The sequence below is a fragment of the Kiloniellales bacterium genome, assembly GCA_030066685.1.
Taxonomy (GTDB): domain Bacteria; phylum Pseudomonadota; class Alphaproteobacteria; order Kiloniellales; family JAKSBE01; genus JAKSBE01.
Genome location: JASJBF010000013.1, coordinates 21723 through 46924, shown reverse-complemented (window position 1 = coordinate 46924; position 25202 = coordinate 21723). Strand labels below are relative to the sequence as shown.

At 67.7% G+C, this 25202-nt stretch carries 20 protein-coding genes; 7 read left to right on the top strand and 13 right to left on the bottom strand.

Going from position 1 to position 25202, the window contains the following annotated elements; genetic code table 11:
- Nucleotides 1-2 precede the first annotated feature (2 nt).
- The 4 genes from QNJ30_09545 to QNJ30_09530 all read right to left on the bottom strand — a co-directional run bounded on the left by QNJ30_09545 (nucleotide 3) and on the right by QNJ30_09530 (nucleotide 2548).
- Nucleotides 3-542, bottom strand: coding sequence for a cysteine hydrolase family protein (locus tag QNJ30_09545; GenBank protein MDJ0943698.1), 540 nt, complete (start codon nucleotides 540-542; stop codon nucleotides 3-5).
- A gap of 83 nt (nucleotides 543-625) precedes the next feature.
- Nucleotides 626-1027, bottom strand: a complete 402-nt coding sequence (locus tag QNJ30_09540) for a hypothetical protein (GenBank protein MDJ0943697.1) — start codon at nucleotides 1025-1027, stop codon at nucleotides 626-628.
- A complete protein-coding gene (locus tag QNJ30_09535) occupies nucleotides 1024-1548 on the bottom strand; it encodes a PadR family transcriptional regulator (GenBank protein MDJ0943696.1) in 525 nt (174 codons plus the stop codon). The genes QNJ30_09540 and QNJ30_09535 overlap by 4 nt, the downstream gene beginning before the upstream one ends.
- An 82-nt stretch (nucleotides 1549-1630) precedes the next feature.
- Nucleotides 1631-2548: a LysR substrate-binding domain-containing protein gene (locus tag QNJ30_09530; GenBank protein MDJ0943695.1), complete on the bottom strand. Its 918-nt coding sequence runs from the start codon at nucleotides 2546-2548 to the stop codon at nucleotides 1631-1633.
- Between the two features lie 128 nt (nucleotides 2549-2676).
- On the opposite strand from QNJ30_09530, the gene QNJ30_09525 reads away from it, so the two are divergent.
- Entirely contained in the window at nucleotides 2677-3867 is a 1191-nt protein-coding gene (locus QNJ30_09525; protein MDJ0943694.1) for a putative manganese transporter, read from the top strand.
- Nucleotides 3868-3991: 124 nt separating this feature from the next.
- Here QNJ30_09525 and QNJ30_09520 read toward each other — a convergent pair whose 3' ends face one another.
- Nucleotides 3992-4888: an SdiA-regulated domain-containing protein gene (locus tag QNJ30_09520; GenBank protein MDJ0943693.1), complete on the bottom strand. Its 897-nt coding sequence runs from the start codon at nucleotides 4886-4888 to the stop codon at nucleotides 3992-3994.
- Between the two features lie 271 nt (nucleotides 4889-5159).
- On the opposite strand from QNJ30_09520, the gene QNJ30_09515 reads away from it, so the two are divergent.
- On the top strand, nucleotides 5160-6338 hold the full coding sequence (locus QNJ30_09515) for a hypothetical protein (GenBank protein ID MDJ0943692.1): 1179 nt from the start codon (nucleotides 5160-5162) through the stop codon (nucleotides 6336-6338).
- A gap of 123 nt (nucleotides 6339-6461) precedes the next feature.
- Here QNJ30_09515 and QNJ30_09510 read toward each other — a convergent pair whose 3' ends face one another.
- The 3 genes from QNJ30_09510 to QNJ30_09500 form a co-directional block, all read right to left on the bottom strand.
- On the bottom strand, nucleotides 6462-9986 hold the full coding sequence (locus QNJ30_09510; protein MDJ0943691.1) for an efflux RND transporter permease subunit: 3525 nt from the start codon (nucleotides 9984-9986) through the stop codon (nucleotides 6462-6464).
- Nucleotides 9983-11653, bottom strand: a complete 1671-nt coding sequence (locus QNJ30_09505) for an HlyD family efflux transporter periplasmic adaptor subunit (protein MDJ0943690.1) — start codon at nucleotides 11651-11653, stop codon at nucleotides 9983-9985. Before QNJ30_09505 ends, QNJ30_09510 begins: the two co-directional genes overlap by 4 nt.
- A gap of 398 nt (nucleotides 11654-12051) precedes the next feature.
- Nucleotides 12052-12894, bottom strand: a complete 843-nt coding sequence (locus QNJ30_09500) for a hypothetical protein (protein MDJ0943689.1) — start codon at nucleotides 12892-12894, stop codon at nucleotides 12052-12054.
- A 469-nt stretch (nucleotides 12895-13363) separates the two neighbouring features.
- On the opposite strand from QNJ30_09500, the gene QNJ30_09495 reads away from it, so the two are divergent.
- From QNJ30_09495 to ppk2, 3 genes are all read left to right on the top strand, one after another.
- Nucleotides 13364-14017, top strand: coding sequence for a DUF47 family protein (locus QNJ30_09495; GenBank protein MDJ0943688.1), 654 nt, complete (start codon nucleotides 13364-13366; stop codon nucleotides 14015-14017).
- Between the two features lie 51 nt (nucleotides 14018-14068).
- Nucleotides 14069-15562 (top strand): inorganic phosphate transporter, encoded by a 1494-nt coding sequence (locus QNJ30_09490; protein MDJ0943687.1) that lies wholly within the window; start codon nucleotides 14069-14071, stop codon nucleotides 15560-15562.
- 132 nt (nucleotides 15563-15694) lie between these two features.
- Nucleotides 15695-16465, top strand: coding sequence for a polyphosphate kinase 2 (ppk2, locus tag QNJ30_09485; protein ID MDJ0943686.1), 771 nt, complete (start codon nucleotides 15695-15697; stop codon nucleotides 16463-16465).
- Nucleotides 16466-16499: 34 nt separating this feature from the next.
- On the opposite strand, the gene QNJ30_09480 is transcribed toward ppk2, so the two are convergent.
- The 3 genes from QNJ30_09480 to QNJ30_09470 form a co-directional block, all read right to left on the bottom strand.
- Nucleotides 16500-18086, bottom strand: a complete 1587-nt coding sequence (locus QNJ30_09480) for a rhodanese-like domain-containing protein (protein ID MDJ0943685.1) — start codon at nucleotides 18084-18086, stop codon at nucleotides 16500-16502.
- Nucleotides 18083-18664 carry a cysteine dioxygenase gene (locus QNJ30_09475; GenBank protein ID MDJ0943684.1) on the bottom strand — a complete coding sequence of 194 codons (582 nt, stop codon included), beginning with the start codon at nucleotides 18662-18664 and terminating at the stop codon, nucleotides 18083-18085. Before QNJ30_09475 ends, QNJ30_09480 begins: the two co-directional genes overlap by 4 nt.
- Nucleotides 18665-18759: 95 nt before the next feature.
- Nucleotides 18760-18954 carry a hypothetical protein gene (locus QNJ30_09470; protein MDJ0943683.1) on the bottom strand — a complete coding sequence of 65 codons (195 nt, stop codon included), beginning with the start codon at nucleotides 18952-18954 and terminating at the stop codon, nucleotides 18760-18762.
- A 212-nt stretch (nucleotides 18955-19166) separates the two neighbouring features.
- On the opposite strand from QNJ30_09470, the gene QNJ30_09465 reads away from it, so the two are divergent.
- The gene (locus QNJ30_09465) at nucleotides 19167-20315 is read left to right on the top strand and encodes a TAXI family TRAP transporter solute-binding subunit (GenBank protein ID MDJ0943682.1); all 1149 of its coding nucleotides are present in this window, start codon (nucleotides 19167-19169) and stop codon (nucleotides 20313-20315) included.
- A 60-nt stretch (nucleotides 20316-20375) separates the two neighbouring features.
- Entirely contained in the window at nucleotides 20376-22334 is a 1959-nt protein-coding gene (locus QNJ30_09460; protein ID MDJ0943681.1) for a TRAP transporter fused permease subunit, read from the top strand.
- 154 nt (nucleotides 22335-22488) lie between these two features.
- On the opposite strand, the gene QNJ30_09455 is transcribed toward QNJ30_09460, so the two are convergent.
- Together QNJ30_09455 and QNJ30_09450 are read right to left on the bottom strand one after the other, a co-directional pair.
- Nucleotides 22489-24042 (bottom strand): class I adenylate-forming enzyme family protein, encoded by a 1554-nt coding sequence (locus QNJ30_09455; GenBank protein MDJ0943680.1) that lies wholly within the window; start codon nucleotides 24040-24042, stop codon nucleotides 22489-22491.
- Nucleotides 24039-25190 (bottom strand): acyl-CoA dehydrogenase family protein, encoded by a 1152-nt coding sequence (locus QNJ30_09450; GenBank protein ID MDJ0943679.1) that lies wholly within the window; start codon nucleotides 25188-25190, stop codon nucleotides 24039-24041. Before QNJ30_09450 ends, QNJ30_09455 begins: the two co-directional genes overlap by 4 nt.
- Nucleotides 25191-25202: the final 12 nt, after the last annotated feature.

The window sequence follows — 25202 nt, the reverse complement described above, 5'->3', positions numbered from 1 at the left end:
CGTCAGTCGAAGGCGACCTCCCGGCTCGCGCAGACTCTTGCCGGACCTGCCGGCGAAATGAAGTCGGCCCAGACCGCGTTGTGGTGCTCGATGATCTTCTCGGCGGAGAGATAGGGTCGGTCGGCCGTGGTGTGCCCGTCTTTCGGCACGACCGTCCGGTAGCCGCGCGCCAGAGCGCTTCGGACCGTGGTGTCGACGCAGAAGTCGGTGGCGCAGCCGGTGACCGCGAGCCGCCGGACCGAAGCCGACCGCAGGAGGTCCTCGAGACCGCTACCGAGGAAGGCGTCGCAAGCCGACTTCCGGACGAAGCGATCGCCGGCCTGCACGTTGAGCTCCGGCAACAGGTGCCAGCCCGGCGCATCGGGATGATGCGGATCGCCGGGCGGGCCATCGTGTTGCACGAAGACGACCAGCCCTTTCCCGGAGCGCGCCCTTTCGGCCAGCAGGTTGATCCGCGAGACCACGCTGTGGACGTCATGCCTCACGCTGCGGGGCGTAAAGGACCCGAGCTGCATGTCGATGACGATCAGGGCGCTGGTCAAGGCAAGGCTCCCGCGCTGGTCCGGCAGACCTTCGTGCTAGCGCCCCGAACACCGCCTCGCAAGCCTGGATCCTGCCGCCGCGCCTAACCGCCGCACACCCGCGCGACCACGCTCTTCTCCCACTGGCCGTGCACGGAGCGCGGCAGGCTTTCGGGCGGGAACCAGGCGGCCTCCCGCAGGCCGACCGGCTCGCCCTGGGCCCGCACGTCGTAGTGGAAGACCAGGTGCCATCCGCGACGGCCGCGAAAGGACTCCACGAAGCTCAGGCGGCTCCCGCTGACCTCCAGGGTCGCGAAGTCCTGCAGGGTCTCGTCGCGGGTCTGGTCGGGGTGGGTGAAGGGCGCGACGTCGCCGCCCGGCAGCCACCACTTCTCGTTCTCCGGATCGTAGCGGACGAAAAGCACCTCGCCCGCGGGGTTGCGGACCACCAGGTTGGCGATGATCTGGATGTCGACCCGGTCCTTGGACTTAGCGTCGTCAGTCATGGCAGCGTTTCTCCCTGGTTCGGTAAAGGGCCTTCGATCTCCTGCGCCAGCCAGGCGATCTCAGCGTCGAGCAGCGCCGCCTCGCGGCGCGCAAGGAGGCCCGAAGGCGCACTGCGCGCCACCCGGCCGAGCCGGGCGCGCCGCTCGCCCAGCGCTTCCCGGCGCTCAGCCAGCAGCTGCCGGGTCTCTTCGGCCTCCAGCTCGTCGGCGGCGGCCAAGGCGGCGGCGAAGAGTTCCCGGCTCGGCTCCAACCCGCGCCAACCGGCCTCCAGGTCCCGGCGCAGCGCCGTCCGGCCGGCCGGCGTGATGCGATAGACCGTCCGGCTCGGGCGCTGGCCTTCCCGCTCCTGGCTCTGGATCCGGGCCAGGCCCTGCTTCACCAGACTGCGCAGCATGGCGTAGATCGAGGCGTCCTCGATCCGGAACCAGAAGGCCAGGCCGGGATCGCCGAGGATCTTCTGGATCCGGTAGCCGTGCAGCGGGCCCTCGGCGAGCAGCCAGAGAATCAGGAGCCGGGTCATCACTGGACCTCCTTCGGCTCTAAAATACTAAAATTTTAGTAATTGAGCAAGAGCGGCCGCCGGGTCGACGGCCGATGCCGGATCAGTCGATGGCACGGACGGAGCTCGGGAGCTTTTCGCGGATGAAGGTGGCGAGCTGCTCGAGTCCGGCGACGCGCGGGAAGGAGCGGCGATGCACGATGGCGATGCGCCGCGAGGCCGCGGCGGCGCGCAGCTGCTTGGCGTCGACCGGACTGCGCTGGGCCCGTGGCGCCTGAAGCGCCAGGGCCGGCAGCAAGGTGCAGCCGTAGCCGGCGGCGACCATCTGGCGCAGGGTCTCCAGGCTGGTCGCCTGCAGGTTGCCGATCCGGTCCGCCGGCGCCGTCCCGCGCTGGCCGCAGACCGAGAGCGCCTGGTCGCGCAGGCAGTGGCCCTCCGCGAGCAGCAAGAGATCCTCCGCCCGCAGGTCCTTCTCGGCGATCCGGGCCTGGCCGGCGAAGCGGTGGCCGGGCGGGAAGGCGACCCAGAAGGGCTCCTCGAAGAGCGGCAGGGCGGCGAGTTCCGGATCCGTCACCGGCAGCGCCAGCAGCGCAGCGTCGATCTCGTGGGCCCGCAGTTGTTTGACAAGGCGGTCGGTCAGGTCCTCGCGCAGCACCAGCTCCAGCGCCGGAAAACGGCGCCCGATCGGGGCCAGAATCCAGGGCAGCAGGTAGGGCCCCAGGGTCGGGATGACGCCCAGGATCAGCGGCCCGGCCATGGGATCGCGGCCGGCTCTGGCGACCTCGAGGATGGCGTCGGCCTGCTCGAGGGCCGCCCGGGCGCGCTGCACCACGGCCGCCCCCAGGGGCGTGACGGCAACCGACTTGTTGGTCCGCTCCAGCAGCGTCACGCCGAGCTCCGCCTCGAGCTTCTTCAGCTGAGCGCTCAAGGTCGGCTGGCTGACATGGCAAAGCTCGGCGGCGCGGCCGAAATGCCGCTGCTCCGCCACCGCCACGAGATATCTGAGGTCCCTGAGGTTCACGCCCGCCTTCGATAGAAGCTATCAATGGTTTCAATACAGACAATCGACATTGTCTTAAAAACGCAAGGCCCTATATCTAGAATAATTCTAATTCGCGATGACTTCCGGAGGGAAAGGCAGGCCAACGAATGTCCCAGCTCGTCGCCGCCCTGAACCTGAGTGCTTCGGGCCGCAAGGCCTTCGGCCCCCGGCCGGCCGGCGCCGTGCCCCGCTATCTTGCGCTCGCCGTCCTGGCCGCGGTCGCGCTCTCCTCCCAGGAGACCTTGCGGATCGCGGCCGAAGCCTTGAGCGAGGCCTACCTCACCGTCGCGGTCTTCGTCGCCGGCACCCTGGCCCTGGTCTACGGGCTGGAGCGGGCCTTCAAGGCCGATATCGGCCAAGTCCTCGCCGGGCTGCGGCGCTGGCAGGTGGCGGCCGGCGGCCTGCTGGGCGCGTTTCCCGGCTGCGGCGGGGCGATCGTGATCGTCACCCAGTACACCAAGGGCCATGTCAGCTTCGGCACCCTGGTCGCGACCCTGACCGCAACCATTGGCGACGCCATGTTCCTGCTGCTGGCCATGGAGCCACGCACGGGCCTCGCCGTGGCCGCCCTGGGCTTGGTCGTGGGTACGCTTTTCGGCCTGATCGTCGACGCCTTGCACGGCCAGGACTTCCTGCGGGTCCGCCATCCCGAGCAGGCGGCCTCCGGCCGCTGCAATGCCCCGCCGACCAAGCCAGCCCGACGCAATCCCCTGGCCACCTTCTGGCTGCTGCTGATGGTCCCCGGGCTGACGCTCGGCCTGCTGGACGCCTTCCAGGTCGAGCCCGGCGTCCTGGTCCCGCTGCCCGCGGGCTTCGAGCCGGGCCTTTGGATCGGCCTCGCCGGCAGCCTGCTGGCGCTGGGCATGTGGGCGGCCCGCGGCGAGGCCCCGTCGGCCGCTCAGGGCGACACCTGCCGCGAGGGACTCGGCGAGCGGATCGTCGCCGACACCAACTTCATCACCGCCTGGGTGGTCTTCGCCTTCCTGACCTACGAGCTGGGCGTGCACTTCAGCGGCCTCGACCTGGCAGCGGCCTTCGCGCTCTGGGGGCCTCTGGTGCCCCTGGCCGCGATCCTGGTCGGCTTTCTGCCCGGCTGCGGGCCGCAGATCGTGGTCACGACCCTCTACCTGAACGGCAGCCTGCCGCTCTCCGCCCAGCTCGGCAACGCGATCAGCAACGATGGCGACGCCCTCTTCCCGGCCCTGGCCCTGGCGCCCAAGGCCGCCCTGCTGGCGACCCTCTACAGCGCCCTACCCGCACTCCTGGTCGCCTACGGCTACTTCCTGCTGTGGGAATAGCGGCGGCCTCACGGGGCGCCACATCCCAGAGACGGGCCGGCCGCGGCCCGCTTCGCTGCGGCCGGGAGGTCTTGCGGGGCCGGAGAAGCGATCGAGGCCGTCTTCCGGTCGTCCCGTTGTCCGCTCACGGACGGATATCGAAGACGTAAAGGCGCTCTTCGTCGTCACTGACGACATAGAGACGCTTCGACTTCGGGTCCACGGCCACGCCCTCCGCCTTCTCTATCTCTCGATACTTGCCCTCCCTGCCGTAGCCGAGGGTCGCAGACTGAACCACCGCGTTGCCCGCCCAATCGTAGAGGAACAGCCGCTGAGCCTTGTCGCTGACGATCCAGAAGGCCCTCCGGCTCTGATCATAGAAGATCCCGGAGAAATCGATCTCGTCGTCGTCCAGACCGGGGTCGCGAAAGCCGTTCTGCCCGTCCAGGGTCCTGTGGCTTCGGATCGTCCTTAGGTCCGCCGAGATCTCCAGCAGGAGGCCCGGCTCGCCCTCCTTCAGGACAAAGACCGTGCCGGTATCACCGTTCCACGCGATGCCCTCCAGGCCCTTGTTCGGATCGCCTTGGGCGAAGGCGGCGGCGACCTGGTCGAAGCCCGCCATCTGATCGAGACGGCGCCGGTCTGCAACCGCCTGATCGGCGAGCGCGAACTTGACGATCTCGTTGCTGTCCTCGTCCACCACCAGCAGGAAGCCCCCGCTGTGATCGAGCGCGATCCCCTCCAATTCCTCGACCGGGCCTTCAAAGGACTCGTCATCGATCACTTCGCCCTCGAGATCGAGCTTGAAGATCTCGTTCTTCTTGTCGCTGATCGTCCAGAGGCCACCGCAGTCGCCCGCAAGGGCCAGACCCGAAGGCTGGGTGACCCCGTCGATTTTGTTTCGCGCCAAGAACGTCAGGCTGAAGCTCTGGCGACCCGCCGTCTCCAGCTCGGGATCACGTGCACAGTCCTGGGCGGCAACCGGCGTGCCGAAAACGGCACCGAGGATGAGGAAGACCGAAAGCGAGGCGATCCAGCGCATCGAGCTTCTCCGCGCAGGTATAGACCCTCGAAGTTAACCTGTGTGGCGCGCCCGCAATGTGGCGAAGAGCACAATGGTGACCCGGAATCCGCGGCCGCGGGCCGCAAGCGAAACCTGCGCAAAGCGGATAGATGGAGCGTCAGGCACGACTTAGGCTGTGTGATCGAGGGCAGGCTTCGAGAGCGACTTTCATATGCCTCAATGACCTTCACCGAAAGGGAGCGACGGTCTCACCGGAGGAAAGGGACGAAACAGGAAGGAAGGTGGAGCCATGTGGTCCGAGAACCTGAGCTGTAAAGGCCGCGCGACCCACAGTGCGCGGTCCTTCGCGGCACCCGACCCTGGGCTGAGATCCTGGCAGAGGAGCGCCCGCGATCGCGCGACCGGCTTCACGGCGGCCGCTGCGGGTGCCGCGCTCGGTCTCTGCCTCGTCGGATGCGTGAACATCCCGGCGAACACCGGTATGCCGCTCGAGTTCGAATCGGCCGAGCGGCCGGCGGCGGCCAAGTCCTTCCCGAACTGGCCCTACCCGCCGGATGTCATCGAGGCCAAATTGCTCAAGGACCTCGATGCCATGGAGTTCGAGGTCGTTTCGGACGAGCGCACCGCCTACGGAAGCTCCGGCGCGCGTTCGATCGAGCTGAAGTTCCCCGACGCTCCGGGCGAACGAAAGGTCGTTCGCTTCAAGTGGAAGGACATGCCGCGCAAGGCGACCCTCGACGCCACGGCCCTGGACGCCCACAACGACAGCCCGCGCCGGCAGATTGCGGCCTACCAGATCCAGAAGCTCTTTCTGGACCCGGAGGACTACGTGGTGCCGACGGCCCTCGCCTTCTGCGCTTCGCGCGCGCGCTACGAGCAGGGCGGCGCCGGTCCCTCCGAGCCGACCTTGCCGGGCTCGAACTGCGTGCTCGGGCTGATACAGATTTGGCTGCTCGACACCGGGTTCGACGACAGCCTCTACGAGGAGGCCCGCTTCGTCTCGGACCCGACCTACGCCTACTACCTCGCGAACTTCAATCTTTTCACCTATCTCATCGACTACGCCGATCCGACGCCGAGCAACTTCCTGGTCTCGAAGGAGCTCGAGCGGCGGCAGGTCTTCGCACCCGACAACGACATCGCTTTCGAAGAGCTCTTCCGCCTTCCCTTGGCCGATCGCTGGAACGTCATCTTCGTGCCGGCCCTGCGTCGGGACTCGATCGAGCGCTTGCGTGAGCTGCGCCGCGAAGACCTCGACCGTCTCGGCGTCGTCGCGCAGTTGGAGAAGGGGAGGCGCGGCATCTATCGCTCGGTCCCGCCGGGCGAGAACCTCAATCCCAACGAAGGCGTGCGGATCTCCGGCGACACCGTGCAGCTCGGCCTCGCCAAGTTCGAGATCGAGGCGATCTGGAAACGCATCCAGAACCTGCTCACCCGGGTCGACAGCGGCGAGATCCCGCTCTTCTGAGCACGACGAGAGAGCCCGAGACCCTTTTCGAGCACCGGCGGCGACGATCCGGAAGGCCGACACAAACGCCAACGTCAGCCCGGGCCCAGCCCCATTGCGGGGGAAGGCCGCGCCCCGCCTTCCCTATTCGGCCGCGGCCGGGGCGGGCTCTGGCGAGAGGTCCTCCGGTTCCGGCGGCTTCACCAGCTGGAAGCGGAAGTTCTCGACGAAGAGGGCCATCAGCGCGGGCAAAACGAAGAGCGTGATCGCGCTGCCCACGATCAGACCGGAGGCGAAGGCCGTCGCCAGGCCCTTGAACAAGGGCCCGCCGCCGAACATGAGCGAGGTCAAGCCCGCGACGGTCGTCGCCGTCGTCAGGAAGATCGGCATCAATCGGGCCCGCCCAGCCTCGGCCAAGGTGGCGCGGAAGGCCTCGCGGGTCAGGCCGCAGTAGGAGCGTTCGCCGGGCGGCGCAATGCCGTCGCGGTCGGCAAGCTTCTGCCTGATCAGCTGTTCCGTGAAATCGATTAGCAAGATAGCCGCATTCAGAACCGTGCCGAAGAGGGCGAGGAACCCGAGGGTCTCCATGAAGCCCATCGGGATGTCGCGGATCCAAAGTCCGAGCATCGCGCCGATGATGGAGAGCGGCACCGTGAGGAGGACCAGCAACGGCTTGATCGCCGAGTTGTATTGCAGCAGCAGGCAGAACACCACCAGCACGAGGCCGACCATGAGCGAGGTCGCGTTGCCGCGTTCGCCCTTCAGCGCCTCCTCCTCGATTCCGCCGTTCTCGATGCGATAGCCGGGCGGCAGCTCCGCTTCGATCGCGTCCATCTGCGGCTTCAGTTGCAACAGAATGTCCCGCGCCAGGAGCCCGGGTTCCGGCCGCGCCCTGATGCGCATCGCGCGCTCGCGCTGATAGCGGGTGATCTCGACCGGGACCCGCGTCAGCTCGAAGTCGGCCACCGAGTTCAGCGGTACCTTTCCGGTGTAGCCCTCCACGAAGGCGCTCTCGACGTTCTCGAGCTTGCGCCGCTGCTCCGGAGGCAGGCGAAGCATGACCGGGAGCTGCCGGTCGCCCTCCCGAAAGGTCGTCAGGTGGAAGCCGCTGTAGTAGGCGTTCAAGGTGTGCGCCACCGTGTCGTTGGTGACGCCCGCCATATTCGCCTCGGCCGACTTCAGGTTCACATCATACTGAAATCCGAGTTCGCCCCAGCTGTCGTGCACGTCCCAGACGTAACCGCTGTCACGGAGCACGTCCTTCATCTGGTTGCCGTAGTAGCGCAACACCTTCTCGCTGCCCAGGCGCGGCCCGTGGAGGCGGTATTCGATCGGCGAGGGAACCGGCGTGCCCATGACCAGCTGCCGGGGAACGACTCGGGCGCCCGCGATCGGCGGCAGGTAGTCCTCGCTGCCCGGCTCCCCGACGCCGGCCCAGGCCCCCCGGCGGATATCGGCCACGAAGGGATCGACATCGTCGTAGCTCCTGGCGTTGACGATGATGTTCGCGAAGCGGGGCGTCTGCGGTCCAGGATCGAGGCCGGTGTAGAAACGCGCGCCGCCGGTGCCGACGTAGACCAGCATGTTGTTGAGGCGCTGGACCGGCTCGCCGTCCTCATCCGTGAGGGGAACCCATTCCCCATCCTGCCAGGTCGTGCTGCTCAGCCGCTGCAGAAGGGTCTCGACCTGCTTGGCCACCTCGTTGGTCCGATAGATCGGCGACGTGGTCGGCACCCAGAGGTCGACGGTGAACTGATTACGGTCCGAGAAGGGAAAGAACGAGGGCTTCACCGGCAGCGCGAGGGCCCCGACCAGCAGGGCGAAGGCGACGCCGATGGTCGGAATGCGGCCGGCCATGGCGAAGCGGCACAGAGGCACGTACCAGGCACCAGGCTTCGCGGCGCCCTCGTCCGAGACGCTCGTCGCTTCTTCTTCTCGGCTGCCGCTGCCACCCAGTTTGCCCCGGATCCAAGCGAAAAGGGCGACGAGAGGCATGCGGCCGTCCGTGGGCCTCAACACATAGTAGTTGAGGATGGGCGTCACCGTCATGGCACAGAGCCAACTGACGGTCAGCGTCAGGGTCACAACCACCGGCAGGCTGAAGACGTATTCTCCGATATCGGCAGGCAGCGCGAAGGTCATGGGGATGAAGACGCTGATCGTCGTCAGCGAGGACCACAGCAGCGAGGTGCCCACCTGGTTGCAGCCTTCGATCACCGCCTGCTCGCGGTCCATGCCTCGGTTGAGGAACTGGGTGGTGTTCTCACAGGTGACGATGGCGTTGTCGACCAGCAGTCCCAAGGAAACGATGAGCGCCGCGAGCGAGATCTGCTCGATCTCGACATCCCAGATCCGCATCAATGCCAGCGAACTCAGCATGATCAAGGGAACCGAAGCGGCGGTGACCAGGGCGACCCGCGGACCGGCCAGCAAGCCCAGTATCAGCAGGACCAGAACGACGGCTTCGATCAGGTTGTTCACCACGTCGCTGATCTTCTTCTCGACGAAGAAGGGCGGATCCGAGACCACATGAACCACGATGTCCGGCGGCAAAAAGGTGTCGCGTTGAGTCTCCAGGAGTCGTGCGACCTCATCACCCAGCCAGGTGATGTTGGTGCCCGACTTCATGGTAAATGACAGCGCGATGGCGTCGGCCGAGATATCGCTATTGGCGAAGCGCACCAGGGTTTCGGGTGGATCCGCGTAGCCGCGGGTCACATTGATCCGCAGGTCGTCCAGATAGACCGGCACTTCGAAGGACGATGGGCGGCCCGCATCGACGCCTTCGCCGGCCTCGATGTCCCGCTTCAGCTCGGCAAGGGTCTGACGTCCGGGCGTTTCGGCGCCCGAGGCAACCCGGCCGACGACCACGCTGTCAATCTCGCGCGCCGCGTCGAAGTTGCCGGAGAGCCGGGTGTGAACCCGATCGGTGGCGGTGTTGAAGGTTCCGGCGGGCGCGATCACGTTGCGCTGGGCGAGGAGCTGCTGCAGCTCGTCGGTCGTCAGCTGGAGCTGGCTCCAGACACCGGCATCGGTTTCCAGGTAGATGACTTCACGCTGTACGCCATAGAGATCGAGACGCGCAACATAGGCCGGCGCCGTGGTGATGGGCACGATGCGTCCGTCCGAATCCGTCTCCGTCGGCCGAATGTCCATCAGGCGGTCGCGCAGCCGCCTCGCCAGGATCTCCATTTCCTTCGGCGTGTAGCGCCGCCGTTCGGCGGATTCCGGATCCTGATACATGGCCAGGATCAAGGCGGCGGTATCTCCGAAGTTGTCGTCGACCGCCGGGTGCGAAGCGCCTTCCGGCAGGTCCGGAACGATCAGCGCCATTTCCGCGCGCAGCTTCGCCCAGATCGCCGCGGTATCCGTGACGTCGTCGATGGTGGTGACCTGGACCGTGGACTTCCCGACCGAGCTCGTCGACTGCACCCGCCGCACCTGCTTGATGTTGGCGGCGGCAACCTCGACCTTGTCGGTCACCAGTTCTTCGACCTGTTGTGCGGTCGCACCCGGCCATTCGGTGTTCACCACCGCTTCCCGGATCAGGAACTCGGGGTCTTCGCGGCGCGGCGCGGTCAGAAAGACGTTCAAGCCCCAAATGAGCAGAAGGAGGGCAAACCCGAGGACGATCGGCTTGTGCTCGAGCGCGAACTTCGGAAGGTTCACAGCGCCTGCTCCACTTCCAGGAAGGCGTTGACCGCCTCGCCGTCACGCAGGTAGTGGGCGCCGTCGACGATCAGCTTCATGCCTTCGGCGAGATCGCCGTCGGTGACGGGCTCGATGCCCTGGAAGGTTCCGATGCTGTCGCCGGCGCGCACGGCAACTCTTTTCGCCTGCGCTTCGCCGTTCGCCTGTTCGGCCACGACGAAAACGTGGTGGTCGCCGCCTTCCTTGATGATGGCCTGCACCGGCACGTAAAACCCCGGCGGGATCTGCCCGCTTCGCAAGTCGACCTTGACCAGCTCTCCCGGCCGCAAGAGCCAGCGCTTCCGCGAGAGATATACCGAATCGCCGTCCTGGACCTTGGCCGGCAGGTTCGAGGCGATGAGATCCAGATGCGGCTCGAGCTCGCCGATATCCGTCAGCTCTCGATAGGTGAAGGTCTGAAGAAACGGCAGCCGCCGGGTGCCGGGCGAAACCCGGTGCTTCGTCACCTTGAACAAGGGGTTGAAGGAGCCCTTGAGGTCGGCGACGGTCAGGCCTTCCACTTTCCACACGAAGTAACCCTGCTCGTCCTTGTGCAAGGTCAACTCGTCGACGAAGTACGGCGGCCGCCCATCGTCATGCTCGGAATCGACGGGCAGGATGTCGCTGGTCGGATAGGCATCCGCGGCGCCGAGCTGCTCGGGCGGATCGACCTCGATCTGGCGGTTGCGGACCAGCAGCGTGATCATGAAGGTCCGCGTCGAGGCGTCGGCGACGGCGTCCTTGTTCCAGACCCAGCCACTGAGCGGCTCCTCCGAGCCCTCCGCGTAGACCTTCAGGATATCGTTGTAGTTCACCCTGCGGTCGGTGTCCGGCGAGACGGCAACCTGGACCTTGATCGGATCCATCATCTGCACCGTGGCCACGGGCTGTCCCTTTTCGACGTAGCCGCCCGGGATCACATGAACCTTCGAGACCTGCCCGTTGAAGGGCGCATGGAGCTGGGTGTCGGCAAGATCGACCTTGGCCTGCTGCAGCACCTCCATGGCCTGCACCATTTCGGCCTCAGCCGACGCGAGTTGGCTCTCGACTTCGGATTTCTGAGACTGCACCTGGGCGAGCCGGGCCTCGGATTCCCTGAGTTGCGCGCGCGCCACATCGGCCTGCTTCGGCGTCCCGGCGCCATCCTTCAGCAGCTGTTGTTGCCGCGCGTCTTCTTTCTTCGCACGGTCGTATTCCGCCTGTTCCTCCCTCAGCAGGTTGGGGATGGTCTTCTCGAACTCGACGCGGATCGACTCGGCCTTGGCCTCGGCGCTCCTGACCTGCGCCTCCGCTTCCCTGACGCGCAGGAGGTAGCGATCGTTGTCGATCGAGCCGACCGTCGTGCCCGGCTCCAGAATCTCGCCGTCTTCGTCGAACATGCGGCCGACGACGTTTTCACCCGGTTCGCGAACGAAATTCACACGGCCGGCCACCCGGAGACCGATCATCTCCTTCTTCCAGGATTCGACCGAGCCGGCGACCAGCGTGTCGAGCCGCGGATTGGTGAGCTCCAGCTCCACAAAGGAGACCGGGCGCGGGAGCGGTTTCGCCGCTTCGTCCGGGTCTTTCTCGTCACAACCGGCCGTTGCCGTGCCAATCAGGCAGAGCAGCGCGAGAGACCGCCAAAGGTTGGATTCGAATGCCATCGCCATCATCCTTGTCGCCAAGCACCGCCGCGCCACAGGCTCGATGTCCTCGGGCGCAGGGATACCATCCTCACTGTTGGCGCATCTGGCCGAGGGTGTTCGTCAATGGCAGATTGCCGCCTCCGCTACCGGCCTTCCCAGGGCCCGTCCTCGCCAGCCAGTCACCCAAAACCGCAGTCCAACTGCGATCGATCACCGGGATTGAATGCCAGTCCACAGCATCAAACGCCGCCAGTGCCTTCGCTTCGCGGCCTCTCGACTCAGCGGCGCGATGGATGTGTCCGCTGCGTCCGATCACCTCGACAGGCAAGCGCGCGGGTCCGCGCATCGAGGCCAAGAGAGCGCTCGATGGCGGCCGAATCGTGCCCCGCCATTGTCGGCTGGAGGGTTCCGATCCCTCACCAGGACAAGCGGACGGCAAGACCGCCGCCGTCCGGCCGAGCCGCCACCATGACATCGACGTCGATCGCGCTGGTCTTGCCGCCCGACAGCTTCTGGTAGTCCTCCCAGTCGTTGTTCGGGTTCCAAGGCTCGGTCCAGAGCATGGCGAGGCCGCCGATGAAGCCGCTGATGCCGACTTGAAAGGCCTCGCCCTCCTCAGCCAGGCCCGCGATGATGCCGCCGGCCGCAGCATTGATGAAGGCATTGCCGGCATACCGCTTCCAATCGTAGCGCGTGTCGGTCCGGTCCGCGTTGCGCTTCAGCTGGTCCTCGGCCAGACGCAGCTTGGCCAGCTTTTGCTCACGGGTTGATTCCGGCAGATCGCGGATGTTGTCGGCGCCGTGCCGCGCCTCGAGCGGATCAAGGAGCATGTTTGCCGTGCCGATCGTGGCGCGCGCGGCCTGGACGCTTTGCGACACGGTGTCGTCGTGGTCACTCGTGCCTATCGCCATGGCGGTGCTCGCCACCGCGCTGCCGCCGTTGACGGTCAGCCAGGACCAGTGCCAGATCTGTCCGTGCAGCTTGCTGTCGTCCAGGCGCTGCTCCAGGAAGCGCAGCCGCTGATCGATCTCGGCATCGGTCAAGCTGGACTGGGACAGCTGCTGCGCCGAGGCGGACGCCGAAGCGAGGCTGAAGACTGCTGCCAGAACCACCGCATTACACCAGCGGATCTTTCGGGTCATGTTATCGCTCCTTGACGGTGGCACGCTGGCCTCGGTGGGGCCAGAGGCGACCTCCTGTTGATTTGCTTCAAACAGCGGCTCATTGAGTGAGCCTGCTGATCCGACCAAGCTTTGCACCCGCAAACCTCCGCACCTGCGACGCATAGCATCCCGGTCATAGTGGCAAAACATCCGTGAAGGGGGCAATGCCTCAGTTCCCCATGTTCGCTTCGCCTCACGACCGACCCAGCGGACATTTCGCTCATCACGCCACCGGTCGGAAGCGACCGAGCGGCAACTATGTGGAGTAGAACCGATCCTTCAGCTGTCCGTCTATCCGATTCGCGCAGATCAACTCCGCAAGTTCGAGCGCAGGTCTTAGAACGAGAAGCACTGGAGCGTTTCCAGTGAGGGAACGTCGGCTCATAGACAGTCGCGATCGAACAAAGAAGCCATTGCGCGAAGCGGATAGACCGAAGGCTCGAGCCGCAATACCTTGATTAGTTGGCTTAGCACATGTGCCTAAGCGCGAAGCACGGGCGTGCCCGGCCAGAGGCAAAAGCGCCTTCCGAAGCTAGCGGCGGGCATTCGACACGGGGGCGAGACGATGGCCAATATTCTGCCCTTCCAAAGAACCGGGCTGTTGATCAGCGAGATCGACGAGTTCGTCGACAAGGTCTCCGAGGCCATCATGGTTCTCGAGCAGACGATGGCGGACTATGTCGACAAGGGGCCGGAGTCGCAGTTGGACGATAGGGTTCAGCAGATCCGGGGCATCGAGGCCCGCGGCGACGAGCTGCGCCGCAGCATCGCCAACGTGATGTATGCGGAAATGCTGATGCCGGACGCGCGCGGCGACATCCTCAGCCTGCTCGACGAGGTCGACAACGTTCTCGACGCTTGCGCGTACGTGGTCATCGGGCTTGCGGTCGAGCGCCCTGAACTGCCGGCGGACGCACGGGAGGAATTCAAGAAGATCAACGCCGAGGTGGCCAAATCCGGACAGGCCATGGCCGACGGTGCGCGTAGCTATTTCAAGGACCCCCAGGCCGTGCGGAACCACGTTCACAAGATCGACTTCCACGAGGAAGAGGCGACGACCACCGGGCTTCAGCTGGGTCGGCGGATCTTCGAGTCCGACCTACCCCTGGAACGAAAGCGCCAGCTCTTTGACTGGGTGGTGAAGCTCAGGGACATCGCCTCCCATGCCAACGACGCCGGGGACCGCATGGCGATCTTCGCCGTGAAGCGCGCGCTCTGACGCCCGTAGGGTCATTCGAAGACGGACCGAGCGAGGTAGAGCCGCGTCACCATGGAGATCACCGTTCTCATCTTCCTGTCGAGCGGTCTGTTCCTGGGCTGGTCCCTCGGCTCCAACGACGCCGCCAACATCTTCGGCACGGCCGTCGGCAGCCGGATGATTCTCTTCGGCACGGCGGCGGTGATCTGCGCCGTCTTCGTCGTCCTCGGCGCCGTCCTCGGCGGTGCCGGCGCGGCCCACGGCCTGGGCAAGCTGGGGGCGGTCAACGCCCTGCCCGGGTCCTTCATGGTCGCCCTGGCCGCCGCCGTCACGGTCTACGGCATGACCAAGGCGGGCCTGCCGGTGTCGACCACGCAGGCCGTGGTAGGCGGGATCATCGGCTGGAACCTCTTCGGCGGCTTCCTCACCGACATGGGCAGCCTTTCGAAGATCGTGGGCACCTGGGTGATCTGCCCGGTGCTGGGCGCAATCTTCGCCTTCCTGCTCTACAAGGCGACCCTCGCCTTCCTGCACTGGGCGAAGATCCACATGGTCCGCCTGGACGCCCTGACCCGCATCGCCCTTCTGGTGACCGGGGCCTTCGGGGCCTACAGCCTCGGGGCCAACAACATCGGCAACGTGATGGGCGTCTTCGTCTCGTCCTCGCCCTTCGAGGACGCCGACATCTTCGGGCTCTTCACCCTGACCTCGATCCAGCAGCTCTTCCTGGTCGGCGGCCTGGCGATCGCGGTCGGGGTCTTCTACTCCAAGCCGGTCATGATGACGGTGGGCAACAGCATCATGCCGGTCAGCCCGATCGGCGCCTGGGTCGTGGTCCTGGCGCAGTCCCTGGTGCTGTTCATCTTCTCCTCGAACGAGCTGCTGAGCTTCGTGGTGAGCCTCGGCCTGCCGCCCTATCCTCTGATCCCGGTGTCGAGTTCCCAGGCGGTCATCGGCGCGGTGATCGGGATCGGCCTGACCTACGGCCTGGCCGGCGCGCGGCAGATCAAGTGGCGGGTGCTGGGGAACATCGGCTCGGGCTGGGTCCTGACGCCGGTGATCGCGGCGGCGATCAGCTTCTTCTTCCTGTTCTTCCTGCAAAACGTCTTCCAGCAGCAGGTCTTCAAGGAGGTCCGGTACCAGCTGTCCGGCGCCGTGGTCGAGCATCTGTCCCAAGCCGGGATCGCGATGGACGCCTTCGAGGAGCTGCGCGACCGGCAGATCGTCTCGGCGGCCGCCTTCCGAGACGCTCTGCGGGACCGCGCCGAGCTGGAGGCAGACGACGAGGCGCGGATCATCGCCTCGGCCGAGATCTTCCGGATGGCGGTGAACGACGAGGGCCTCGCGTCGCTGGACCGCGACTACCTCGGGCCCGAGCGCACGGCGGACGTCGAAGCGCTGGCCGGCCAAGACTTCGACCACAAGTGGCAGCTCGCCGAAGCGCTTTCGGCGCGCTCGGACTCCTGGCAAGCCAAGGAGGCCAGCCCGCTCACCAAGGACTTCAACAAGAACCTGGAGGAGATCTACGACTATCTCTTCCGCCATTTCCAACGCGAAGCCGAATGATCTTGGCAACGCCCAGGCCAAGGGTTTCGCGCAGAAGAAACGAACCGATTGGACAGAGGGAGGTCGGACGCAATGGCGAAGAAGAAGTCCAACAAAGAAGCGACTGAGAAGGGCCAGCCTAAGAAGAAGAAAATGTCGAGGCAGGAGTTCGACAAGAGGCTCGAAAAGCTCCAGGTCGAGCTCTGCCGGCTCCAGTCCTGGGTCGTAAAGGAAGGCCTGAGGGTGGTGGTGGTCTTCGAGGGCCGAGACGCCGCCGGGAAGGGCGGGGTCATTAAACGCATCACCGAACGCGTGAGCCCGCGCGTCTTCCGGGTCGTGGCTCTGCCAGCCCCGACCGAACGGCAGAAGACGCAGATCTACATGCAGCGCTACATACCCCACTTCCCGGCCGCAGGCGAAATCATGCTCTTCGACCGCAGCTGGTACAACCGGGCCGGCGTCGAGCACGTCATGGGTTTTTGCACCGAGGATGAATACCAGCGCTTCATGCGGATCTGCCCGTTGTTCGAGCGCGAGCTGATCGAGGACGGGATCATCCTGATCAAGTACTTCTTCGACGTCAGCCAGGACATCCAGGAACAGCGCTTCCTCGCCCGGGCCGAGGACCCCCGCAAGCACTGGAAGCTGAGCCCGATGGACGTGGAGTCCTGGGCGCGCTGGTGGGACTACACCAAGGCCTACGACGCCATGATCCGGGCGACCGACACGGACTACGCACCCTGGTACAAGGTCGCCGCCGACGACAAGCGCTCGGCCCGTCTGAACTGCATCTCGCACCTCTTGAGCATGATCCCCTATAAGGAGATCCCTTTCGAGATGCCGCCCGTGCCCAAGCGCCGCAAGCGCGGCAAGGACGCGCCCGAGAGGTTGTTTTTCTCGCACAGCGTGCCGGAAATCTACTGAGCCGGCCTGGGATGCTCGCTTCGGATTTAAGTCGTCAGCTCGGGAAGTCTGGAATTCCCAGGGTCCCGTCGCGCTCGATCTGCTCGGCCAGGGCGACCTCCCAGTCGAGGTAGGCCTGCATCGCCGCCTCGACCCCGCTGTCGCGGTCGTAGGGGCGGTGGTAGACGTCCTCTTCCGGATGAAGCGCGGTCTCCATACCTGGTGTCAGCGGCAGGCCGGCCGCGGTCCAGGCCGCCGTCCCGCCATCGAGCGCGGCAAGCGACAGCTTCGGATACCGCACGGCCAGCTCGGCTGCGGCCAGCCTTGCCAGGCGTCCGTCCTCGCTGGTGAAGACCAGCTTCGGGCGACGGCCCAGGGCCTCCGTGACCTCGTCCAGCCGGGCACGGATCGCCCAGGCCGCGCCGGGAATGTGGCCGCCGCGGTGGGCCAGGCTGTTGCCAAGGTCGACGACGAAGGTCTCCGCGTCGAGCGCCTTCGGCGTGACGGCCTCGACAGCCGCAGCCGCCAGCTCCGGCACCTCGGCGCCGCCGGGTCCAGTCTCCAGCTCCCAGCCCTCCAGGCCCTCCGCAAGCACCGCGACGCCGGGAAATCCCATCTGGTTGAGCCAGCTGGCGGTCATGGTCGCGCGCACCGCGCTGTCATCGATCAGGACGATGCGCCCCGCACGCACCGCGACCCACCGGTCGGTCGCCTGGACCAACTGGCCGCCCGGTGCCGAGAGCGATCCGGGCAGGTGGCCGGCGGCGTATTCCTCGGGATCGCGCACGTCGAGCAGGTAGAGGCTGCGCGCACCGGCCTCGGCCTGCCAGGCGCGCAGGTCCGCGGCATCGATCCAATTGACGCCGAAGCGCGCGCCGACCTGGGCCGCGGCCATCCGGGCCCAGGAGCGCGCATCGCCGCTGACCGGCCCATAGCGCCGCCCGGCGCCGCGCTCCAGCTCGAAGCCGGCCAGGTGCCAGCCCATGGTGCCGTTGCGCAGTGCCACCACGGGGTTGGGCAGGCCGGCGTTGATCAGAGACTGGGCGCCGATGATGGAGCGGGTGCGGCCGGCGCAGTTGACCACCACCAAGGTCTCGGGATCGGGCGCCAGGTCGCGGACCCGGTAGACCAGCTCCGCCCCGGGCACGTCGATGCCGCCGGGGATGTTCATCACCCGGTATTCCTCGACGGGCCGGCTGTCGAGGATCACGAGGTCCTCGCCGGCGTCGAGCCTGGCCTTCAACTCCTCGGCGCCGATGTTCGGCGTGTCGTGGCGAAGCTCGACCACCTCGCCGAAGGCCTTGGAGGGCACGTTGATCCCCGAGAAGAGCTCGAAGCCCGCCGCGCCCCAGGCCGCAACGCCACCTTCGAGAATCCTGACGTCGCCGTAGCCGGCCGCGGCCATCAGGGGCGCCGCCCGCACCGCCAGGCCCTCGCCGCCGTCGCAGAGCACGACCGGCGTCGCCCGGCGCGGCACCAGGTCGCGCAGGCGCAGCTCCAGTCGGCTGAGCGGCAGGTTGGTCGCCAGCAGAATGTGGCTGCGGCCGAAGACGCCCTGCTCGCGCAAGTCCAGAAGGGCCAGTTCGCCCTCCGCGCGCAGCGCCGCGTGCAAGGCGGCCGGCGCGATGGTCGCGGTCGTCACCTGGCGTCCGGATGCGGCGGATAGTGCTCGCGCCGGCCGGTGTCCGGATCGAACTTCATCCGCTCGCGCATTTCGCTGATCGCCTTGCCGTACATGTGCAGGTGCAGCTTCGGGTCCTCGCCGCGCATGTGGATCGAGTGCACGTCGTCGGGCAGCAGGCAGACCCCGGTGCCGGGCCGGACGATGATTTCCTGCGCCACCTCCAAGAGCGCGGGACCGCCGTCTTCGTCGTCGACGGGCCGGTAGATCTTGTTGCGTTCCTCGCCGGCGATGCCGACGACCACGGCCCAGGTGGTGTGGTTGTGCGGCGGCGTGTCCTTCTGGGCGCTGCCCCGGTTGAGATAGAGCGCGAAGCGCTTGTCCGGGTCCATCGAGAGGGTGTAGAGCCGGTTGTCCTTGCCGTCGGCCGGCCCCGGGAAGTCCTCGGGCGGGAAGAGCTCGCGGCGCGCCGCCAGGCGCAGCAGTTCCGCGCGGATCTCGGCCAGAGACTCTCGGGTGATGCCCTGCTCGTTTTCGATTCGTCGCACCTTGGCGACGGTCTCGGCGACCGCCGCTTCGCGCGCCTCCTTCCGCTCCATCGCAGCCCCCTCCGGCCCAGCGTCCAAGGGGCCTATTCTAGCGGAGCGGCCGCCCGGCCAGAATGCCTAATCGAATACCGAGGGCCCCCCGGGGCTCAGTAGTTGCCCATGCCGCCGCCTGAGCCGTCGCCCATGGCGTCGCCGCGGCGATCTTCGAAGGTCTCGGCTTCCGTGTCGGCGGCGGCGCTCTTCTCCGGCGCGGCCGAGGTCTGGCAGGCAGCAATGAGGCCGGCGACGGCAATCATGGCGATCCGGGCGAGCAACCGGCGGCTTTGGTCGGGATGGAACATCGGCACCTCCCTGCAGCCCAAGAAGTATGGCAGCCTGCGAGGGGCAAAGGTCTGACTTCCTGGTGATGACAAGGGGGCGCAGGCGGCCCGTGCGGGCCAGCGACCCTTGTCGCCCGCAGGAGAAGAAACTAGCCTCGCTGCAGAGTGAGAGTTGCAGGCTTCGACAAGAAGGTGCCGGAGAGAAGCATCGGAACTTCAAGGGAGGACGGCCTATGAGATCGACGAGAGCGGCGCTGCTCGGCGCCCTGACAGCAATCCTCGCTGCCGGCGGTGCCGCGGCGGCGGACATCAAGCTGCCGAAGCAGCTCGCCTGGACCGCCTACGGCACAGGCTCGGCCGGCTACAACCAGTCGGTCGCGATCGGCGGCGCGCTCAAGAACGAGCTGGGCATCGACCTGCGGGTGCTGCCGGGCAAGAACGACGTCTCCCGGACCGAGCCGCTGCGCCAACGCAAGGTGCAGTTCTCGGCGACCGGCGTCGGCGCCAGCTTCATGGCCCAGGAGGGCGCCTTCGAGTTCGGCAAGAAGCGCTGGGGGCCGCAGCGGGTCCGCATGCTGATGGCCAATAACGGCAGCATCAACCTGGCCGTCGCGGTCGCCGCCGACACCGGGGTCAAGGCCTACAAGGACCTCAAGGGCAAGCGGGTCGCCTGGGTCAAGGGCGCGCCGGCGCTCAACGTCAACGTCACCGCCTACCTGGCCTTCGCCGGGCTGACCTGGGACGACGTCGAGAAGGTCGAGTTCGGCGGCTTCGGCGACTCCTGGAAGGGCATGGTCAACGGCCAGGTCGACGCCGCCTTCGCCTCGACCAACTCGGGCAAGGCCTACGAGCTGGAGGCCTCGCCGCGGGGCATCGTCTGGCCGCCGCTGCCCGCCGACGACAGCGAAGGCTGGTCGCGGCTCAACAAGATCGCCCCCTTCTTCCAGCCCAACAAGGCCACCGTCGGCGCCGGGATCAGCGAGGCGCAGCCCTACGAGGGCGGCGCCTATCCCTACCCGATCCTGATCGCCTACGAGGACCAGAAGGACGACATGGTCCTCAACATGACCAAGGCCATGTACGAGCTCTTCCCGGCCTACGACGGCAAGGCGCCGGGGATCGGCGGCTGGGCCCTGGAGCGCCAGAACTTCAAGTGGGTGGTGCCCTTTCACCCCGGCGCCATCGCCTACTACAAGGAGATCGGCGTCTGGAACGACGAGCTGCAGGCTCACAACGACGACCTGATCCGCCGGCAGGACGTCCTGGCCGAGGCCTGGTCGGCGCTCGACGCCAAGGGAGTCGACGACGACGCCTGGGAGACGGAATGGGCCACCGCCCGGCGCGCGGCCCTGGAGGCGGCCGGCTTCGAGCCGGTGTTCTGACGCGAGCCGCGGGGCGGCGCGCGCCGCCCCGCTTCCCCGCGCCGGAACAGGGGCCGCGCCATGACCAAGACCCAGGACGGGCCGGAGAACGCCCGGAGCAACCAGCTGACCGGCGGGCTGCGGCTGGTCTTCGTGATCGCAACCACGCTCGCCGTCGCCCTCTCGATCAACCAGCTCTTCAACCTGCAGGCCTTTGGCCTGGTCGTCCTCGAGGGCCGCTACCTCTTCCTCCTGGCCGGCCTCTTCCTCGCGCTCGGGTTTCTCGTGTTTCCGCCCTACCGCGGCGCCGGCCGGGCCAGCTTCGGGCTCGACGGCGCCCTAGCGGTCCTGGCCCTTGCGGTCAGCGGCTACTTCGTCTGGACCGCCGACCTCAGCCTGGAGGAAGGCTGGGAGTACGCGCCGCCCGAGGCGGCGCGCTGGGCCTCGCTGGTCCTCTGGCTGCTGATCCTCGAGGCGACCCGGCGCGCCGGCGGGCCGGTGATCTTCGCGATCGTCGTCTTCTTCTCGCTCTACCCGGTCTTCGCCGACCGTATGCCCGGCCCGATCTCCGGCTTTGCGCAGCCCTTCTGGGACGCCATTCCCTATCACATCATCTCCTCGGAGAGCTCCTTCGGCATCCCGATGCGGGCCTTCGGCAACCTGGTGATCGGCTTCATCGTCTTCGGCGCGGCGCTGCAGCACACCGGCGGCGGGGCCTTCTTCAACAACCTGGCGCTGGCCCTGGTCGGCCACCTGCGCGGCGGCCCGGCCAAGGTCGCGATCTTCGCCAGCGGCCTGATGGGCTCGATGTCGGGCAGCGTGATCTCCAACGTGCTGACCACCGGCGCGGTCTCGATCCCGGCCATGAAGCGCAGCGGCTTCCCGGCCCGCTACGCCGCCGGGACCGAGGCCTGCGCCTCGACCGGCGGGGTCCTGATGCCGCCGGTCATGGGCACCACCGCCTTCGTCATGGCCTCCTTCCTGGGCCGGCCCTACATCGAGATCGCCGTCGCGGCGGCCATTCCCTCGGTGCTCTACTACTTCGGCCTCTTCGTGCAGATCGACGCCTATGCCGCGCGCCACGACCTCAAGGGGCTGACCCGTGCCGAGCTGCCCTCGCTCCGCCGAACCCTGAAGGAGGGCTGGTACTACCTCTTCGTCTTCCTCCTGCTGATCGTCCTCATGCTGGTCCTGCGGCGCGAGACCTGGGCGCCCTTCTACGCGACCGGCCTGCTCCTGGTCATCAACCAGCTCTCGCCGAGCCACCGCTTCTCCCTCGACGGCTTCATCGGCCTGATCTTCGCGGTCGGCCGGGCGCTCGCCGAGCTGGTTGCGGTGCTGCTCGGCATCGGCCTGATCGTCGGCGCCTTCTCGGCGACCGGGCTGGCCGGGACCCTGGTCAACGACCTGATCTTCCTGGCCGGCGGCTCGACCGTGATGCTATTGATCATGGGCGCGGTCACCGCCTTCGTCTTCGGCATGGGGATGACCGTCACCGCCTGCTACATCTTCCTGGCGGTGGTTCTGGCGCCGGCGCTGACCGAGGCCGGGCTCAACGTCCTGGCGGTCCACCTCTTCATCCTCTACTGGGGCATGGTCTCCTACATCACCCCGCCGGTGGCGCTGGGCGCCTTCGCCGCCGCCTCCCTGGCCGGCACCCGCGCGCTGGGCGCCGGGCTCGAGGCCATGCGCCTGGGCAGCATCATCTACTTCGTCCCCTTCTTCTTCGTCCTCAACCCGGCCCTGATCGGCGAGGGCCCGGCCCCGGACATCGTCCTCACCTTGATCGGCGCGGTGGTCGGGATCTGGCTGATCGGCAGCGGCCTGCAGGGCTACGTCGCCGGCTTCGGCCGTTGCCGCGAGGGCCCGGCCTGGATCGCGCCGCGCGCCCTGCTGGTCGCCGGCGGACTGTTCTTCGCCGCCCCCGGCGGGGTGCTGCCGGGCCTCGGCGATCTCGCCATGGCCGGCATCGGCCTGGCCCTGGCCCTGCCGGGCCTGCTGATCATCCGGGCCAAAGGCGCCCGGCCGCAGGCCGCCTAGTCCCGATCTGCTGCAGACTTCGGCGTTTCACCCCCTCCCCGACCCTCCCCCATCGAGGGGGAGGGAGGACGCCACGGCCTCCGCCCACCAAAGCCCTCCCCCTTGATGGGGGAGGGTCGGGAGGGGGTGACTCTCCGAAAAGTGCGAGCGAATTCTAGAGAAGGTCGCGCAGCTTGTGCTTGAGCAGCTTGCCGGTGGCGCTGGCCGGCAGCTCGGCCATGACGACGTAGTCGGAGGGCCGCTTGTAGGGCGCCAGGCGCGGCTCGACGAAGGCGCGCAGGGCCGTCACATCGATCTCGCCGCCGGGCGGCGGCTGGACGAAGGCCACGACCTCCTCGTTGCCCGGTACCTTGCGGCCCAGGACGGCGGCCAGGGCGACCCGGGGATGGCTGGCGACCACCGCCTCGACCTCCGGCGGATAGACGTTGAAGCCGGAGCGGATGATCAGCTCCTTGAGGCGGCCGACCACGTAGAGCTCGCCCTCGGCCGACAGCCGACCGAGGTCGCCGGTCCGGAACCAGCCCTCGGACGTCACCGCCGCCGAGGTCTGCTCCGGATCGCGGTAGTAGCCCTTCATGACCAGGCGGCCGCGGATCCGGATCTCGCCGACCTCCCCGGTGGGCAGGGCCTCGCCCTCGGGCCCGGCGATGCGGACCTCGACGTCGGGCAGCGGCGGCCCGGTGCTGTCGTCGGCGGCCGGCCGGTCGGGCTCGGTGGTCGAGATCGTCGGCGAGGTCTCGGTCAGGCCGTAGCCGTTGTGCAGCGGCAGGGACCAGAGCGCCTCGACCCGGGCCTTGAGGTCGGGCTCCAGGGGCGCGCCGCCGGCCGAGATGTAGCGCAGCCGCGGCGCCGGCAAGCCCGCGCCCGCCTCCAGCCGCGCCAGGAGCCGGGCGTACATCTGCGGCACGCCCTGGAAGATCGTCACCCCGTCCTCGGCCAGGGCGCGGGCCACCGCCTCCGGATCGAAGCGGGGCACGAGGTCGAGCCGCGCGCCCTGGTAGAGCGAGCCGAGCAGGACCGAGGACAGGCCGAAGACGTGACTCATCGGCAGCACGTCGTAGACCCGGTCGGCGGCGGTCACGCCGCGCTGCCGGGAGGAGCGCCCGGCGATGAACATCAGGTTGTCGTGGGTCAGCATGACGCCCTTTGGGGCGCCCGTGGTCCCGGTGGTGTAGATCAGCGCCGCGACCTGCGCCGCCGGGTCCTCGGCGACCGGCTCCGGCGCGGCCTCGCCGCCCGCCGCGAGCACCGCGCCCAGGGGCTCTAGCGCCGGCCGCGTCGCCGCCCCGTGGCGGCGGGCGTGCGCCGCGGCCTCGGGCGAGACGCCGGCGGTGTAGAGCGAGACCCGCGGCCGGCAGTGGGCCCGGATGGCGTCGACCTCGCGCGCCGAGAGCCGAGCATTCAGCGGCACCGCCCAGGCCCGGAGCCGGGCGGCGGCCAGGATCGCCGCCGCCCCGGCGAGGCTGTTCTCCAGCAGGATCAGGACCCGGTCGCCGGGCTCGACGCCCTCGGCCCGGAACAGCGCCGCGAGGGCCTCGACCTCTTCCCGCAGGCCGGCGTAGCTGCGGAGGGCCAGCGGGTCGGCGGCGGCGATCCGCTCCGGCGCCGCGGCCGCCCAGTGGTCCAGGGGATCGGTGATCCAACGGAAACGGTCCGGCGGCAGGGCCGGCGCGGGGGCCGCCGCCTGCGGATCGGCGTCCGGGTTCATCCGGCCCCCTTCATCATCTCCCGGGCGATGATCAGCTGCTGGATCTGCGAGGTGCCCTCGTAGATGCGGAACAGCCGGACGTCGCGGTAGAAGCGCTCCACGGGATAGTCGGCGATGTAGCCCGCGCCGCCGTGGATCTGCACCGCCCGGTCGGCGACCCGGCCGACCATCTCGGAGGCGAAGTACTTGCACATGGCGGCCAGCTTGGTGATGCCCGCCCCGGCGTCGCGCCGGCGCGCGGCGTCGAGCACCAGGGCCTCGGCCGCGGCGGCCTCGGTCTCGCTGTCGGCGAGCATCGCCTGGACCAGCTGGAAGTCGGCGATCGCCTTGCCGAACTGCTTGCGCTCCATCGCATAGCTCAAGCTTTCCTCGATCAGCCGCTTGGCGACCCCGACGCAGACCGCCGAGATGTGCAGGCGGCCACGGTCGAGCACCTTCATGGCGGTCTTGAAGCCCTGCCCCTCGACCTCGCCGATCAGGGCGTCGCCCGGAATCCGGCAGTCCTCGAAGACCACGTCGCAGACCTGGGCGCCCTTCTGGCCCATCTTCTTCTCCGGCTTGCCGAGCCGGATGCCCGGCGTGTCGGCCTCGACGATGAAGGCCGAGACGCCGCGCGCGCCGGGCGTCTCGGGATCGCTGCGCGCCATGACGGTGAAGACATCGGCGCGCGGCGCGTTGGTGATGTAGCGCTTGGTGCCGTTGAGGATGTAGCCGTTGCCGTCGCGCAGCGCCGTGGTGCGCAGGGCCGCGGCGTCGGAGCCGGCGTCAGGCTCGGTCAAGCAGAAGGAGCCGATGATCTCGCCCGAGGCCATGCCCGGCAGGTAGTGCCGCTTCTGCGCCTCGGTGCCGTCGACCACCAGGCCCTGGCTGCCGATCCCGATATTGGTGCCGAAGACCGAGCGGAAGGCCGGCGAACTGCGGCCCAGCAGCAGGGCGACCCGGACCTCCTCCTCGGCCTCCAGGCCCAGGCCGCCGTAGGCCTCGGGAATGGTCAGGCCGAAGAGCCCAAGCCGCTTCATCTCCTCGACGATGCCCTCGGGCACCCGGTCCTCGGCGTCGACCTCGGCCTCGGCCGGCCGCAGCCGCTCCTCGACGAAGCGCCCGACGGTCTCCAGAAGCTGGTCGAAGGTCTCCGCGTCGATCGCCATGGTCCCGTCCCT